Here is a 14,977-nt window from a genome sequence, read left to right on the forward strand (position 1 = left end):
GGTTTTTTATTAGCGCCTTCTGACGGTCGCGTTGCGCGCGCATCTAGCCGCGCGCGTCATCTTTAGCCTTTGTGATGCTCGTCGCGATTAGCGCCGCTCGAATGCTGCTCCTCATGCTGGGGATGCGGCTCCGGGCGCGGCTGCTGCACCTGCTGCGGACGCGGCTCCGGGCGTGGCTGCTGCACCTGTTGCGGACGCGGTTCAGGACGTGGCTGCTGCACCTGCTGCGGACGTGACTCCGGGCGTGGCTGCTGCACCTGTTGCGGACGTGGCTCCGGGCGCGGCTGCTGTGCCTGTTGCGGCTGCGGACGATATTCCTCACGCGGTTGCTGCTGCGGCTGGGCGTGCACTTCGGGCGCACGCGGCGGTTGCGCTTCCGGCTGACGCTGGGCCTGTTGCTGCGGCTCAGGACGGCCCTCCGGCTGACGTGCCTGCTCCTGCGGGGCGCCATGTTGCTGCGCCTGCTGGGCCATCGGCGCATGCGGCTGCGTCCAGGCCGGCTCGCGCCGTGCCTCCGCACCCGGTTGCTGACCCGCTAGCCCCGGCGCACCGTGCTGCTGTGCGTAGGCGTTCGGGTTGGCGCTGTTAGCTTGCGGCGGGCGCGGCACGCCATTCGACGGACGTGCTGCTTCGCCGGGTTGCTCGTGCAGATTGGCCATTTGCGGCGGCGTGCCCGGCCGGGCTTGTGGTTCGCCGCCACGCTGCGGTTGAGCGTTCGGCGCTGCGCCGGCCCGCTGGCCGGCCTGTTGCATGCCCTGTTGCATGCCATTAGGCGCACCCGGCGCTGCACCCGGTGTCCGCCCGGCCATGTGCGATTGCACGACCCGCACGTTTTGCACCGGCACGGCTCCTGGAGCGCCCACCATGTGCGCCGGCACCGAGGTTCGCACGATCGGCTCACCCGCGCCCGGCACCCGTCCGCCGCTCTGCGCAAAGCGCTGCGCGAGCGTGTCGTGGTACGCGGCCGGTACGGCCGGGCTGCGCGTGGCGACGACCGGCCGCGCCGTCACGGCGGCCGGCGGACGATAGTTCGCGTTACGCAGGCCCGGCCCGAAGCTTTGCTTCACCGGCGCGATCCCCGGACCGCCCGGATTGATCTGCGCGTTGCGCCACTGTTGCGGATCGACCTTCTGCGCGAAGCGGCCAACCGGCTGACCGTGCACGAAAGCCGTCGCCGGTACCGCGGTCACGCCACCCGGCGCGCGATAGTTGATGTACGTGTTGTGAATGTTGGTCACATTCACATTCGTCACGTTGATGTTGCGGTTGTAGTTGTTGACGACCGTCGTGTTGTTGACGCGGTTGTAGTAACCCGGGCTCCAGTGGTCGTGGCCACCCCAGTTCGGGTGCCACGGCTCGCCGGGGCCGAGCGGGAACCACGCGACACCGGCCGCGACAGCGCCGCCGATCGCCAGACTGACTCCCCAGTTGACTCCGCCGCCACCGCCACCGCCGCCCACGAACGCGACCAGTGCCGGTGCGTAGACCGGCGGCGCGCTGACTACCATCGGCCCAGGCACCCACGCCCACGAGTTGTCGACATAGGCCCAGCGGCCATAGTGATAGGGTGCGAAACCCCAAGGCGCGTCGTCTACCCAGGTCCAGCCCCACGGTGCCTGCCATACCCAATGGCCGTCGTGATACGGCGCCCAGCCGGCCGGCGTGGCACGCGGCACCCACACTTCACCGTACTGCGGGCTGCTCTGCCACGTGCCGTTGGCGTCGAGATCCTGATAGCCGGGGATGTCGCGCGACACGTAGCGCGCCGACACCGAGCGGTCTTCCGCTGCGTCGCGGCTTGCCGCCCATTGGTCGAACGGGTCGAGACCGGGCGCGCCATTGTCGGCGACCTGTTGCAGGTTGGTGCCGGCAAAGCGGACCTGCTGGCCCGCCGCGACCGGCACCTGGCCGCTGTCGCCATACACCGTCGCGCTGCCGCTGCGTACGGTGAGGGTGGTGCTGCTGCCGTCCGGTGCGACGTCGACGCGATAGTCGCCAGGGCCGTTCAGGCCGAGCGCCAGATTCGGCGTGTCGATTTCATACGAGGAGCCGGGCGCGAGTTCGCGCACCCGCGCCGATAACGTGCCCTGCGCGACTTTCAACTGGGCGCTGTTGTCGTCGAGATTGAGGATGTCGAGGCTGGTGGACTGGTCGAGGCGCACCGCGGTCGAGCCAATATGCAGTTCGGAGCGCGCGTTCTGGTCGTTCCACAATTGGTCGCCCGTGGTGAGCGGGCGGTTGATTTGCGCGTACGACCAGTCGCTTGCGCCGGCCGGCTCGGTGGTCACGGCGCCGGCCGTGTAGTTCAGACGCGCCACGCGCCCCGGCGGATCGGTATTTTGCGTTGCGGCGCCCGGCGGTGCCTGTTCGGCTTCCTGTGCGAAGGTGGCCTGCGCGGCGAACAGAAAGGCCGCGGCAGCGATCAGCGTGTAGCCGGTCGTCCGGCGTTTCGAGTGTTGAGGTGTGGTGACTGTTCTCATGGTTTTCTCCGACGGACGCGGCATTGTGCCGTAACCGTGAGAACCACTCTACCCGTACGGATTGTTTCAAGGCCCCCAGTTTTGTAAGGCTCTTTCGCGAGCGTGTAACAAAAGGTCTCGATAAGGCATTTCGTAAGCTGATAGAACAAATTTTGTAATTACATCAATCGGTTAGGCGCGACTCAGGTGGCGAGGAACGCGTCGAAATGACGGTGGCCCGCGGGTGTGATTCGCAGGATCCTCGGGCGCTCCGTGCGCTCGACCCAGCCATGCGTCGACCATGAATCGAGCAGTGCCGCGCCGAGCGCGCCACCCAGGTGGGGACGCCGTTCGCTCCAGTCGGGACAGGTACAGGCGAAGCGCCGCCGGCGGCTCTTCTGGGCGGACAGGTCGATGCCCCAATCGGCGAAGCGGGCGGCGCCGTCAGCGGTGGCTTCAAGCGACGAACCGTGCAGTGTCAGCAGACCGCCCTCGACCATCCGCTCGAACACCCGCACCGACAGTTCTCCCGCCATGTGGTCGTAGCAGGTGCGGGCGTAGCGCATGTCGACCGGCACGGTGCGCGCCGGACGCGGCGCCGCCCGTTGCGGCGCGCTAACCTGTGCGACGTTGGCGAGGGCTTCTATCGACGCGGCGATATCCGGCGAGGCGATCCGGAAGTAACGATGCCGGCCGCGCACTTCGAGCGCGAGCAGGCCGCCGTCAGTCAGGCGCGCCAGATGAGCGCTGGCCGCCGACGGCGAGAGCCCGGCGATCATCGTCAGTTCGCCGGCCGGGCGGGCGCTGCCGTCCATCAGCGCCCACAGCATTGCGGCGCGGCCGGGGTCGGCGAGCAGCGCGCCGATACGGCTCAAGCCTGGAAAATGGTTTTGCTCGTCTGCGAGGTTCGCGGGCATCGGGCGTCTCCGGTTGGCGGCGCGGGCAGGGCGCCATGCAGTTCACTCTATAGGGTTGGTGCATTCGATGTTTCAGCTTAGCGTGAATTGTCGAATGTAGTGGCTACGAAAATGCGGCGGGCAGGGTTGGGTGTGCGCCGCGGTCGCTTTCAAATCGCTTCGTGGGCGCTTCAAGGCCGCTTGTGAGTCGCCTGTGAGTTGGGTTGTGAGCCGCTGCTGAGTCGCTTCTGAGTCGCGCCAGACGGCCAGGCTAAAATCGAAGCCTGTCCTTGCAGGAACGCGCTGTCATGAAATTTCTTCTTGCCGCCACCGCGGCGGTTTTGCTGTTCAGCGCGTGTGCGCAGGGCGGATCGGGTTCGAGCTCGGGCGCGGGTACCGGCAGCATCACGATGTACGGCACGATCGACGAAGGCATTACAGTCCACAAGTAGTCCGGAGGCGGCTGCGGCCGCTTTTTCGACGGACGAGTGCGGCGACTGGCTGGAATTGATGCATCATTGTCATTCCTGCCATTGCGAGCCATGTGACGATCTGGGCATCGCCACTTTCGCCGACCCGAGGCTTACCGATGCCGCCCGCTGCTTCTTCCACTGCTTCTTCCGCCCCTTCCACCGCTGCCAGCTTTACCGCCAGTCAAACCGGCTCCGGCCATTCCGACCCCAACGGCCGGCGCGCGGCGCGCGTGCTGGCGATCTGCCAGGCGCTCTATACCTCGTCTGTCTCAATCGATCTGACTTTGACCGGTCTGGTCGGCTACACGCTTGCCGACGACAAGGCGTTCGCGACGCTGCCGTTTTCGCTGATCACCGTCGCTGCCGCGTTGACCACGATCTTTGCTTCGTTCCTGATGGCGCGCATCGGCCGGCGCGCGGGCTTCGTGCTCGGCGCGGGCGTCGGTGCACTGGGCGGGGCCGTCTCCGTATGGGCGATCTTTCACCACAGTTTCTGGGCGTTCTGTACCGGTACGGCCACAGTCGGTGTGTTTCAGGCGTTCGCGCAGTATTACCGGCTGGCGGCCGCGGATGCCGTCGGCATCGAAGGCAAGAGCCGGGCGATTTCAACGGTGCTCACCGGCGGCGTGGTGGCCGCTGTCTGCGGGCCGCTCCTCGCCGCGTGGAGCAAGGACTGGCTCGCGCCGGTCGCATTTGCGGGCTCCTATGCGCTGGTCACGGGCTTCGGACTCGTATCGATCGCCATGCTGGCGCTGCTGTATCGCGACGCCGCGCCGCACGCGAGCGCGGCCGTGACTCAAGACGCGGCCCGGCCGCTCGGCGAAATCGTCCGGCAACCGATTTTTGCCGCGGCACTCGCCAACAATGCGCTCGGCTACGCCGTGATGATGTTCGTGATGACCGCGACGCCGATTGCGGCGGTCGCGTGCGGCCACACGATCGGCGACGGCGCCGGGATCATTCAATGGCATCTGGTCGGCATGTTCGCGCCATCGCTGTTTTCCGCGCGGCTGATCCAGCGCTTCGGCGTGCTGCCGGTGATCGGCGCGGGGATCGCGCTGTCGGCGATGTGCGGCGTGCTGGCGTTGCGCTCCACCGATCTACCGCACTTCTATGCGGCGCTCGCGTGTCTCGGCGTGGGTTGGAATTTCATGTTCGTCGGCGGATCGACCTTGCTCGCGCAATCGTACCGGCCGTCCGAGCGCGCGAAGACGCAGGCCACCAGCGAGTTCACGACCTTTGCGTTTTCCGCGTTGGGCTCGCTGTTCGCCGGGCAATTGCTGGCGCGCTTCGGCTGGGCGACGATCAACGCCGCGATTTTTCCGTTGCTCGGAATCGCGGCGTTGGCCACGCTGAGCTATGCGTGGTCGAGCAAGCGGCAACTCGCAAAAGGGGTTTCCTGATGGTTGCACGTCATATCGTTTTCGCGGTGGCGCCTGAACTCGTGTTGCTCGATGCGTGCGGTCCGCTCGAAGCGTTCTGGCGTGCCGAGCTGACCATGGCGGCTGCGGCAGGCGCTGCGAACCGCACCGCGAACTCAGTCGGCAAGCCCGCCGGACCGGTTGCCTATCGCACGACCGTGGCGTCGATCGACGGTGGCGTGCTGCAAACCTTCCCGGGCCTGCCGGTCGTCACGGAACGGCTCGATTCGCTCGACGACCAGCCGATCGACACGCTGATCGTCCCGGGCGTGCCGATCGACGAAGCCTGCACCTTGCAGCCCGAACTCGTCGCGTGGATCCGGCGCCGTGCGCCGCAGGCGCGGCGTGTGTGCTCGGTCTGCACGGGCGCTTTCTATCTGGCGGCCGCGGGCCTGCTCGACGGCCGTCGCGCGACCACTCACTGGCGCGATGCGCCGCTTCTGGCGCGCCGTTTCCCGAACGTGCAGGTCGACGCCGACCCGATTTTCATCCGCGACGCGGGGCGCGGGGAAGGTGAGAGCGTGGTCTGGACATCGGCGGGCGTCACGGCGGGTATCGATCTGGCGCTCGCGCTGATCGAAGAGGATGTCGGCCACGCAGTCGCGATGCAGGCGGCGCGGCGGTTGGTGGTGTTCATGAAGCGGCCCGGCGGGCAATCGCAATTCAGCGCCGCGTTGGCGGCCCAGGCGTCGGCGCGCGGACCATTCGAGGCGCTGCATAGCTGGATGGCGGCCAATTTACGCGACGATCTGTCGGTCGAGCGCCTCGCCGAGCGCGCGCGGATGAGCCCGCGGACTTTCGCGCGGCGCTACGTCGACGAGGTCGGCCGCACGCCGGCCAAAACCGTCGCGGCACTGCGGCTCGAGGAAGCCGCACGGGTGCTCGCCGAATCGCAGCGGCCGCTCAAGCGGATTGCGCTCGATTGCGGCTTCGGCAGCGAGCAGAACTTGCGGCGCGCATTTGTGAGGCGTTTCGGCGTGTTGCCGCTCGAGTATCGGGAGCGGTTCGAATCGGCGGTCGCGCCACGGCGCGAATGAAAGCCCGACGAAAGCATGGCGGCCACCCCGGTACGAATTCCGCAAGATAACCCGGTCCGACTCGCGACGGAGTCAATATTGCGCTCGTATAATCGCCTCCTTTAATGCATCCGATTGACCGGAGTCAAGATGAGCACCCCTGCCTTAGCGCCGCTGGACCGTTCCGAAACCACCTTCCGCTTTCTTGCCGAACCCAGTTCGGTCAACTTCGGCGGCAAGGTGCATGGCGGCGCGTTGATGAAGTGGATCGACGAAACCGCCTATGCGTGCTCGGCGGTATGGTCGGGGCGCTACTGCGTGACGGTCAGCGTCGGCAATATCCGCTTTCGCCGGCCGATTCTGGTCGGCAACCTGGTCGAGCTGCGCGCGCGGGTCGTGGCGACGGGCCGCACCAGCATGCACATCCACGTGTCGGTGCAGGCGGGCGATCCGAAGGGCGGCGAGCTGTTGCAAACCACGGACTGTCTGGTGGTGATGGTGGCCGTCAACGAGAACGGCCATCCGGTGCCGGTGCCGGCATTCGTGCCGGAAACGGATGAGCAGAAGCGCCTCGCCAAGTACGCGATGGACGTCAAGGAAGCGCTCGACGCGATCGTCGAGCTGAAGCCGGAAGAAGTGGCGCAGGGAAAGGTTTAAGCCGCGCCTGCAGGCCGCGCGATCGTTGCATTCGCGGCCTGCTGTACAACCCGCGTCGGCAAAGCGGTCACCAGGCTCAATGCCGCCCGGTGACGTAGCCGGTCATTTGGCCGAATGCCCGACCATATCCTTTGGCCGTACCCATTCGTCGAACTGCTGCCCGGTGACATAGCCGAGCGCGAGCGCCGCCGCCTTCAGCGTGGTGCCTTCCTTATGCGCTTTCTTCGCGATCTGCGCGGCCTTGTCGTAGCCGATGTGCGGATTGAGCGCCGTCACCAGCATCAGCGATTCGTTGAGCAGCGTATCGATACGCTCGCGATTCGGCTCGATGCCCACCGCGCAGTTGTCGTTGAAGCTGTGCGCGCCGTCGGCGAGCAAACGGATCGATTGCAGCACGTTGTGCGCGATCATCGGCCGGAACACGTTCAACTCGAAGTTGCCGCTCGCGCCGCCGATATTCACCGCGACATCGTTGCCGAACACCTGTGAGCACAGCATTGTCACGGCTTCGGATTGGGTCGGATTGACCTTGCCCGGCATGATCGAGCTGCCGGGTTCGTTTTCCGGAATCGACAGTTCGCCGAGCCCGCAGCGCGGGCCGCTCGCGAGCCAGCGGATGTCGTTGGCGATCTTGTTCAGGCTGGCCGCCACCGTCTTCAATGCACCATGCGCGAACACCAGCGCATCGGCCCCTGCCATGACTTCGAATTTGTTGGGCGCGGAGACGAACGGCAAACCGGTCAGCTTGCCGATCGCGGCCGCCACTTTGTCCGCGAATTGCGGATGCGCGTTCAGACCCGTGCCGACCGCCGTGCCGCCCTGCGCGAGTTCGTACAGATGCGGCAGCGCCGACTCCACGTGGCGCATGCCATGATCGAGTTGCGCGACGTAGCCGGAGAACTCCTGGCCGAGCGTCAGCGGTGTGGCGTCCTGCAGGTGCGTGCGGCCGATCTTGACGACGTCGGCGAAGGATTTTGCCTTGCTGTCGAGCGTATCGCGCAGCGTTTTCAGCGCCGGTAGCAGATGCTTGACGATCGCGTAGGCTGCGGCCACGTGCATCGCCGTCGGAAAGACGTCGTTCGACGACTGGCCGCGATTCACGTCGTCGTTCGGATGCACTTTGCGCGCTTCGCCGCGCTCGCCGCCGAGCAGTTCGCTCGCGCGATTCGCGATCACCTCGTTGAGGTTCATGTTGGTCTGCGTGCCGGAGCCGGTTTGCCAGACCGCGAGCGGAAATTCCTCCGGATGCTTGCCGTCGATGATCTCGTCGGCCGCTTGCATGATCGCCTTCGCCTTGCTCTCGTCGAGCACGCCCAGACCCAGATTGACTTCCGCGGCCGCGCGTTTAATGACGGCCAGCGCGGTGATCAGTTCGGGCGATTGTTTCTCCGACGAAATGCGGAAATTCTGCAGCGAGCGCTGGGTCTGCGCACCCCATAGACGGGCGTTCGGTACGGCGATTTCGCCGAACGTGTCGCGCTCCATTCGTACGTCTTCAGTCATGGTTCAACTCCGCTTCTCAAAGTGGTGCGATCAAAGTTGTGCGTTAACCGGCAATAAGGAGAATAGACCGGTTAGCGCGTTCCGGTAAAAACCCGCTTGCGGATCGAAGATATAGGCACGGTGTGTGCCGTCTTCGACGTCGGTCCAGACCAGAGGCGAAAGGGGCGCGCCGATCGAGCGCAGATAGGCGAGCTGAGCCGGATCGGCGAGCGTGACGCGGTAGCTCGCGTCGGGTGCGATGGCGCGCTCGAAGATTTGCGCGACCTGTTCGGCAAGCGCCGGGCTATGGATGACCAGCGTCTGCTCAGTGTTCAGATTGGCTGAGCGCGGATCGAGATTCATCGAGCCGATCACCAGAATCTTGCGGTCGATCACGTAGGTCTTGGCATGCAGGCTGGCGCGCGAGTGAGATCCGGTGAAGCGGGCGCGAGGCGTATTCTGCTGCGGTTTGAATTCGTACAATTCCACGCCCTGTTGCAGCAGCGGCACGCGAAACGGACTGTAGCCCGCTTGCACGGCCACCGCGTCGGTTGCGGCGAGCGAGTTGGTCAGTACGGCGATGCGCACGCCACGATGCGTCAGTTCGCCGGCCGCCTTGACGCCGCTCTCGTGCGGTACGAAGTAGGGCGAAATGATCAGAAAGTCTTTCTGCGCGTCGCGCATCAGTTCGGCGAGGCGCTGCATCGGCGGGCTGACGTAGTCCGGCGACGGATGTTCGATTTTCTCCGGCAGGTCCGCCTTGAATTCCGCGGGAGCCCACGTCAGGCCGAGTTGATTCTGGGCAATCTGCGAGGCGAGCGGTGTGGCGTTCAGCGGCTTCGCGTTGTAGGGGTCGGCGTTGGTGCGCCAGTGCTGACGTAAGTCGTCGCGTGTCTGGTCGAGCTCTTGCGCGCTGAACTTCTGTTTGTTCAACACCTGCAACGGATAGGCGACGCTGCTGTTCCAGTAGTCGTCGAAACTCGCGGAGACGTCGGCGGTAATCGGGCCGGCGGCGAGTACATCGAGGTCGCGAAATTGCAGCGTTTCGCTGGCGCTGAAATATTCGTCGCCGAGGTTGCGGCCGCCGACGATCGCCAGCTGGTTGTCGGTGATCATCGACTTGTTGTGCATGCGGCGCGTGAAATGATCGATCTGCGTGAACAGGTTGGTGGTGCGTTGGAACACGCCCTCCTGCGCGCTGCCGAACGGATTGAAGACGCGGATCGCAATGTTGGGATGCGAGTTCAGACCCGCCATCGTGCGGTCGATGTCCTTGAAGTTCAGATCGTCGACCAGCATGCGCACCCGCACGCCGTGATCGGCCGCGTAGAGTGCGGCGCCGAGCAGCAGCTTGCCGGTGGTGTCCTCATTGGCGATGTAGTACTGCATGTCGAGCGTTTTCGTCGCCGCGCGCGCGAGGGCAATGCGCATCTGCAAGGCGTCGGTGCCGCTCGGCAAGATCCGGAAACCGGACTCGTTCGGATGCGCCGCTTCGAGCGGCGCGAGGGCCGTGCGAAGCGGTGTTGGCTCGGTGACCGGCAGTGCGTGGGTGACGGGGCGCTCGAATGCGGTGGCGGGAGGCTTGGCGGCGCAAGCGGTCAAACATGCCGCCGCGCAGCACAACAGGAAGAAACGTATCGTTGTCCACCCATCCCGCGATTCGCTACCGGGACTATCTGCCCGGCGCGGCGCTTCGTTGAGGGCGGAGGACGTCCTCGGGGACGTGCTCAAAGCGGACTTGTGGTGCAGTGCGTTCTGATTTTTGTCTTGATGCCACGACACGCTGTTTCTCCCGTTGGCAGGCCTCTCATGGCGGCAGCGCGTGCGGCTTGATCGCGCTGCCGAGGAATGCATTCTAAGGGGAATCAGGCGGGCGGGCTTTCGTTGCTGGAATTGACCGTAAAGCGGGTCCTTGGTCTGTTTGCCCGCATGACGGAGGCTGGCGGTATTTGTCGGCGCGCTGTGAGCGTGAGGACACATACCGCCAGCTAAAGCCAGGCAAATCCAGCCAAGGCCAGATAAATCCGGCTAAGGCCAGTGGCCCGAGCGCCGCGGCGTCTGGCAGACGCCGGGTGGTAACTTGCCGGTCGCGTGCGGGTGCTTATCCTCGTTCGGCGTTCAACGCGCGCTGGCCATCTGGATGCGTCGACCCTTTCGCGGGACGTCCCGCCCAATAGCCCGCGAGCAGCGAGCCCGAGAGGTTATGCCATACGGAAAACAACGCGCCCGGCAACGCCGCGATCGGCGTGAAATACAGCTTGCCGAGCGTCGCCGCGAGCCCTGAATTCTGCATGCCCACTTCGATAGCGAGCGTGCGGCAGACGGCTTCGTCGAAGCCGAGCAAGCGCCCGCCCCAGTAACCGCCGAGCAAGCCGATGCCGTTGTGCAGCACGACGCCCAGCATCACCACGAGACCCACCGACGCGATGCTCTTCTGCGTGCCGCCAACCACCGCGCCGATGATCAGCAGAATCGCCACCATCGAGATCAGGGGCAGGATCGGTTCGACCTTGCGCACCGCCTTGTTGAACAACTGGTTGACGACGAGTCCGACCACGATCGGCAACGCGACGATCTGCAGGATGCTCATCAGCATGCCGTGCACGTCGACGGCAATCGACGCGTCCACATAAAGGCGCGTGAGCAGCGGCGTCGCGAATACGCCGACCAGTGTCGACAATGCGCTGATCGTTACCGACAGCGCCACGTCGCCGCGTGCCAGATAGATCATGACGTTCGACGCCGTGCCGCTCGCCACGCTACCCACCAGCACCATGCCGGCGGTCAGATCGGGCGGCATGCGCAGTGCCTTGGCGATAACCCATGCAGCGAGCGGCATCACGAGGTAATGCAGCACGATGCCGGCGATCACCGGCGCGGGGCGCGTGAAGACGCGCTGGAAATCGGCCACCGAGAGCGTGACGCCCATGGCCAGCATGATGATCGTCAGCAGCGTGGTGACATGCGGCGCAATGCTGGTGAAGGAGGCCGGCGAGGAGTACGCGGCGATCGAGACGAGCACGGCCCAAAGCGGAAATAAACGGGTGACGCGGGCAAGCATGACGGGTGGTCCCTGGTTATGTTTTATGGCGAGTATTGAAGGTCGGCCGAACGGCACGCCGCAAGAAGCGGTGCATGTTCGAGGTGCTGTTCGCAAGGAGCGGCATGCCCCGACGTCAGGTGTCGAGCCGTCGGGTGACGCAGGCCTTCGTGAGGCGCGCGAGTGGCGTTACGCGGGTGCGCGCAGTGTCGCCGGAGCACGTATTTTACCGTTGACGGCGGTTTTTCCGGGAAACGATGGTTGCGGGCGCAACCATCCGGGCGTTGCGTGGTTCAGAGCCGCTCTTGTGAGGCGCAGGCGGACCTCATGCGGAATTCATGCCGAACTCAGGCCGAACTCAGGCCGAGGTGGCCGGCGGCGCGTCTGGCGCGACCGGCATGCGCCGCAAGCTCAGCTTGTGAAAGCGCAAGGTCATCAGCAGCGCCACGCTGGCGAGGCCGGCCGCGAGACCCCACCACAAACCGCGCGCGCCCAGCCCGAAGTGAAAGGCCAGCACATAGCCGGTCGGAAAGCCGATCACCCAGTACCCGAACGTCGCGGCGATCATCGGCACGCGCGTGTCCTTCAGGCCGCGCAGGCAGCCTGAGCCGACCGTCTGCATGCCGTCGACGATCTGGAAGATCGCGGCCACGCCGAGCAGCGAACTCGCCAGCGTGACCGTGGCCGCGTTGGCCGGGTCGTCGAGATGCAGATACAGGCCCACGATCCAATGCGGCGCCGCGATCAGCACGATGCCGGACAGCGTCATGAAACCGACGCCGAGCGCGAGCGCGACGAAACCCGCGTGGCGCGCGGCGAGCGGCTGCCCCGCGCCGGACCAGTAGCCGACCCGCACATTGGCCGCCTGGCCGATCGCGAGCGGCACCATGAAGGCGACGGACGCGACGTTCAACGCGATCTGATGCGCGGCCAGTTGCGACTCGCCGAGCAGGCCGACCATCAGGCCGGTGGCGAGGAACAGGGTCGACTCGACGCCGTAGGTAATCGCGACCGGCCAGCCGATGCCGAATAGCTCGCCCATCAACGGCACGTTCGGCCGCGTGGCGACGACAAAGTGTCTATAGCGGGGCCGCAGATGCAGCAAGGCCATCAGCACGAGCGCGCTCAGCCAGACGGTGATCGAGGTGGCCGCCGCCGAACCGAGAAAGCCGAGACGAGGCAAGCCGTAGACGCCGTGAATCAGCCCGTAATTGAGAAAACCATTGACGAACACACTGACGAGCGACACCCACAGGAGCCGTTTGGCCGCACCGATGGCCGGCAGGAACGAGCGCATCAGGCCGACGCCGATCAGGCTGCCGAGCGAGCCCCAGCGCAGCACCGCCGCGTATTCGCCGACGTTGTGGGCAAGCAGTGCGGGTTCGCCGAACGCCAGCAGGATCGGCGTGGCGAACGACAGCAGGAAGAACGCGGGCACCGACAGCAGGACGGATAAGACGAAACCGGTCCAGTAGATGTGCGGCACGCGGCCTTCGTCCTGCGCGCCGCGCGCATGCGACACGCTCACGCTGACGGAGGTCAGCACGCCTTGCAGCAGCGTGACCACGACGAAGAACAGATTGGCGCCGAGACCGCCGGCTGCCAGAGCGTCGGGGCCGAGCGAGCCGAGCAGGATCGTATCGGTGACGCCCATCGCCATTTGCGACAGTTGGGCGATGGCGAGCGGCGCCGCCAGCCGGGCGGTATCGGCGGCGTGGCGGGATAAAGTCGGCGGCCGGGCGGCCACCCGGGTGAAGCCGGATTGAGTCATGGAGCGCCTGGAGGCGGAATGGGGTGACAGCGCGGCGGCGGTGTAAGCCGCACGGAGCCGCACGGCGCATGCGACTCCCGCGGCTTGCGTGCCGTTGGCGGGGTGGCGCGGGCGGCTCACCGGGGCGTAGGGCGGCTGTCAGCCGATTGTTTGTCTGTCGAAACCGACAGCTTATTGCTTCAGCACGGGGATGTCGATGGAGGAAGCACGATTTTGGTGCGTGCGGTCTTCCGAGTTCTCGGACTGGTTTTCAGACTCCGGGGGCGTCAGGCCTCATGCACCGCAATTCGCGTATCGCCCAGCAGCACGACCTGGCCCGCGCGGATTTTGCAGGTTTTACGCGTTTCGACCCGACCGTCGACGGTCACCGCGCCGTCCGCGACCATCATTTTTGCGGACCCGCCACTGTCGGCGAGCCCCGTTATCTTCAGAAGATTGTGCAGTTCGACGTAGTCGCCGGTCAGTGTGAAATCGAGGTTGGGCATGGCGTTTGCGCGTTGGAGCAAAGGGTTCGCATCATAAGGCAGAAGCTGGCCTTGAATGAAAGTCCCGGTGGGTTTGGACCTTGCACTGGCAATTGCAAGCAGTTGTTATGTGATGTTGTACTTTTGTCAGAAAATGAAACGTTCCGTAACACTGGTCGTACATAACGAACTTCACTCGTAAAGTGCGGGTCTGTAGGAAAGCCTGCTGAATTTTTCCAGCAGCGAATAGACCGGGCGAGAGGCATGAATCGCTCATCCGTATGCCGCACTGGATGCGGCGCCCGTGTCACAACAATTTTAGAGAGGATTTCGCCATGACTCAGATTCGTTCGCTCCTGATCGGTACCGCCCTGACTGCATTTGCCGCTACCGCTGCTTTCGCGCAGACCGCGCAACCGGCCGCGGGGATGAATGGCCAGGCACAAGTCCAGGCCCAGGGCGCCGTTGACGCGCCCGCCGCACCGGCCGCGCAGGGTGTGCAGCCGGTCACGCCGGCGCCGACGCGTCTGACGGCATCGGGCTCGACCGATCCGCTGGTCCAGAAGCGTGAGGCAAACGCGCAGGCCAATGCCGAATACAAGGCGTCGAAGAAGGCGTCCAAGACCGAGTTGAAGCAGCAGGAAAAGGCTGCCAAGTCGCAGTACAAGGAGCAGGTGCGCGACGCCAAGATCAACCAGAAGGCTGACAAGCAGGCCGCCAACAACGAAATGAAGATGAACATGCAAGGCCAGGCTGCCGCTCAGGACGACGGCGCCGACGTGAAGCACTAAGCCCGAGTTCTGACACGTCCTGTGCGGCCCGCTTCACCCGGTTTTCCGCGGCGTGAAGCGGGGCTGTGCAAGCTGTCTGATTGACCCGCATTCCCGTTGTACGGAGGTATCGCATGAACATCACCCAGCCGATGAAGAACCGGATTTACGCCGCGCTGATTGCCGGTTGCCTGTCGTCAGTCGCGTTCGCGCAGGCGAGCGACCCGGCCGCCGCGCCGGTGACCCACGCCGACAAGAAAGCGGCCAAGGAACAGGCGAAGGCTGACAAGAAGGCCTCGGTGGCGCAAGCCAAGGCCGACAAGCAAAAGACCGATGCGCAGGCCGACGCCGACAAGGCGAACGCCGACGCCAGTTTGAAGGACGCGAAGAAGCAGTAAGACTACTTCGATGGGAGGCAACGCGTCGCGAACGCGTTGCCCGGCGTCGTCGCCAGAATGGCCCGGAGCGTGTGTGCGCCCGGGCCATTTTTTATGCTTGGTTTGCTTCGCTTGGTCGACCGGCCGCGAC

Annotated in this window: 13 protein-coding genes; 6 read left to right on the top strand and 7 right to left on the bottom strand. The window is 65.2% G+C overall.

What is annotated here, in order from left to right; genetic code table 11:
- Window positions 1-62: 62 nt before the first annotated feature.
- Complete coding sequence (locus tag HWX91_RS29980; protein ID WP_028199242.1) at window positions 63-2,480, bottom strand: DUF6600 domain-containing protein; 2,418 nt, start codon at window positions 2,478-2,480, stop codon at window positions 63-65.
- Between the two features lie 182 nt (window positions 2,481-2,662).
- Entirely contained in the window at window positions 2,663-3,376 is a 714-nt protein-coding gene (locus HWX91_RS29985) for an ArsR/SmtB family transcription factor (RefSeq protein WP_028199241.1), read from the bottom strand.
- A 287-nt stretch (window positions 3,377-3,663) separates the two neighbouring features.
- On the opposite strand from HWX91_RS29985, the gene HWX91_RS29990 reads away from it, so the two are divergent.
- The 4 genes from HWX91_RS29990 to HWX91_RS30005 all read left to right on the top strand — a co-directional run bounded on the left by HWX91_RS29990 (window position 3,664) and on the right by HWX91_RS30005 (window position 6,922).
- Window positions 3,664-3,807, top strand: coding sequence for a hypothetical protein (locus HWX91_RS29990; RefSeq protein ID WP_167346786.1), 144 nt, complete (start codon window positions 3,664-3,666; stop codon window positions 3,805-3,807).
- A gap of 137 nt (window positions 3,808-3,944) precedes the next feature.
- Window positions 3,945-5,231, top strand: a complete 1,287-nt coding sequence (locus tag HWX91_RS29995; protein WP_028199240.1) for an MFS transporter — start codon at window positions 3,945-3,947, stop codon at window positions 5,229-5,231.
- The gene (locus HWX91_RS30000) at window positions 5,231-6,286 is read left to right on the top strand and encodes a GlxA family transcriptional regulator (RefSeq protein ID WP_028199239.1); all 1,056 of its coding nucleotides are present in this window, start codon (window positions 5,231-5,233) and stop codon (window positions 6,284-6,286) included. Before HWX91_RS29995 ends, HWX91_RS30000 begins: the two co-directional genes overlap by 1 nt.
- 129 nt (window positions 6,287-6,415) lie before the next feature.
- On the top strand, window positions 6,416-6,922 hold the full coding sequence (locus HWX91_RS30005) for an acyl-CoA thioesterase (RefSeq protein WP_028199238.1): 507 nt from the start codon (window positions 6,416-6,418) through the stop codon (window positions 6,920-6,922).
- A gap of 102 nt (window positions 6,923-7,024) precedes the next feature.
- Here the strand turns inward: HWX91_RS30005 and fumC are convergent, their stop codons facing one another.
- From fumC to HWX91_RS30030, 5 genes are all read right to left on the bottom strand, one after another.
- Complete coding sequence (gene fumC / locus HWX91_RS30010) at window positions 7,025-8,425, bottom strand: class II fumarate hydratase (protein WP_028199237.1); 1,401 nt, start codon at window positions 8,423-8,425, stop codon at window positions 7,025-7,027.
- Between the two features lie 30 nt (window positions 8,426-8,455).
- Window positions 8,456-10,006: a phospholipase D family protein gene (locus HWX91_RS30015; RefSeq protein ID WP_244144165.1), complete on the bottom strand. Its 1,551-nt coding sequence runs from the start codon at window positions 10,004-10,006 to the stop codon at window positions 8,456-8,458.
- A 499-nt stretch (window positions 10,007-10,505) separates the two neighbouring features.
- Window positions 10,506-11,465: a ketopantoate/pantoate/pantothenate transporter PanS gene (gene panS, locus HWX91_RS30020; RefSeq protein WP_028199235.1), complete on the bottom strand. Its 960-nt coding sequence runs from the start codon at window positions 11,463-11,465 to the stop codon at window positions 10,506-10,508.
- Between the two features lie 337 nt (window positions 11,466-11,802).
- Window positions 11,803-13,215 (bottom strand): MATE family efflux transporter, encoded by a 1,413-nt coding sequence (locus HWX91_RS30025; RefSeq protein ID WP_028199234.1) that lies wholly within the window; start codon window positions 13,213-13,215, stop codon window positions 11,803-11,805.
- Between the two features lie 266 nt (window positions 13,216-13,481).
- Window positions 13,482-13,700 carry an RNA-binding S4 domain-containing protein gene (locus tag HWX91_RS30030; RefSeq protein WP_011489423.1) on the bottom strand — a complete coding sequence of 73 codons (219 nt, stop codon included), beginning with the start codon at window positions 13,698-13,700 and terminating at the stop codon, window positions 13,482-13,484.
- A gap of 314 nt (window positions 13,701-14,014) precedes the next feature.
- Here HWX91_RS30030 and HWX91_RS30035 point away from each other — a divergent pair, with 314 nt between their 5' ends.
- Window positions 14,015-14,470 (top strand): hypothetical protein, encoded by a 456-nt coding sequence (locus HWX91_RS30035; protein ID WP_028199233.1) that lies wholly within the window; start codon window positions 14,015-14,017, stop codon window positions 14,468-14,470.
- A gap of 113 nt (window positions 14,471-14,583) precedes the next feature.
- Window positions 14,584-14,847 (top strand): hypothetical protein, encoded by a 264-nt coding sequence (locus tag HWX91_RS30040; RefSeq protein ID WP_028199232.1) that lies wholly within the window; start codon window positions 14,584-14,586, stop codon window positions 14,845-14,847.
- The last annotated feature ends 130 nt before the right edge of the window (window positions 14,848-14,977 follow it).

The sequence above is a fragment of the Paraburkholderia fungorum genome (assembly GCF_902833645.1).
Lineage (GTDB): Bacteria > Pseudomonadota > Gammaproteobacteria > Burkholderiales > Burkholderiaceae > Paraburkholderia > Paraburkholderia fungorum.

Excerpts from the sequence above, each read along its gene's own strand:
- HWX91_RS29980 (WP_028199242.1), bottom strand. The coding sequence starts at position 2,480 with ATGAGAACAGTCACCACACCTCAACACTCGAAACGCCGGACGACCGGC.
- HWX91_RS29985 (WP_028199241.1), bottom strand. The coding sequence starts at position 3,376 with ATGCCCGCGAACCTCGCAGACGAGCAAAACCATTTTCCAGGCTTGAGC.
- HWX91_RS29990 (WP_167346786.1), top strand. The coding sequence starts at position 3,664 with ATGAAATTTCTTCTTGCCGCCACCGCGGCGGTTTTGCTGTTCAGCGCG.
- HWX91_RS29995 (WP_028199240.1), top strand. The coding sequence starts at position 3,945 with ATGCCGCCCGCTGCTTCTTCCACTGCTTCTTCCGCCCCTTCCACCGCT.
- HWX91_RS30000 (WP_028199239.1), top strand. The coding sequence starts at position 5,231 with ATGGTTGCACGTCATATCGTTTTCGCGGTGGCGCCTGAACTCGTGTTG.
- HWX91_RS30005 (WP_028199238.1), top strand. The coding sequence starts at position 6,416 with ATGAGCACCCCTGCCTTAGCGCCGCTGGACCGTTCCGAAACCACCTTC.
- fumC (WP_028199237.1), bottom strand. The coding sequence starts at position 8,425 with ATGACTGAAGACGTACGAATGGAGCGCGACACGTTCGGCGAAATCGCC.
- panS (WP_028199235.1), bottom strand. The coding sequence starts at position 11,465 with ATGCTTGCCCGCGTCACCCGTTTATTTCCGCTTTGGGCCGTGCTCGTC.
- HWX91_RS30025 (WP_028199234.1), bottom strand. The coding sequence starts at position 13,215 with ATGACTCAATCCGGCTTCACCCGGGTGGCCGCCCGGCCGCCGACTTTA.
- HWX91_RS30030 (WP_011489423.1), bottom strand. The coding sequence starts at position 13,700 with ATGCCCAACCTCGATTTCACACTGACCGGCGACTACGTCGAACTGCAC.
- HWX91_RS30035 (WP_028199233.1), top strand. The coding sequence starts at position 14,015 with ATGACTCAGATTCGTTCGCTCCTGATCGGTACCGCCCTGACTGCATTT.
- HWX91_RS30040 (WP_028199232.1), top strand. The coding sequence starts at position 14,584 with ATGAACATCACCCAGCCGATGAAGAACCGGATTTACGCCGCGCTGATT.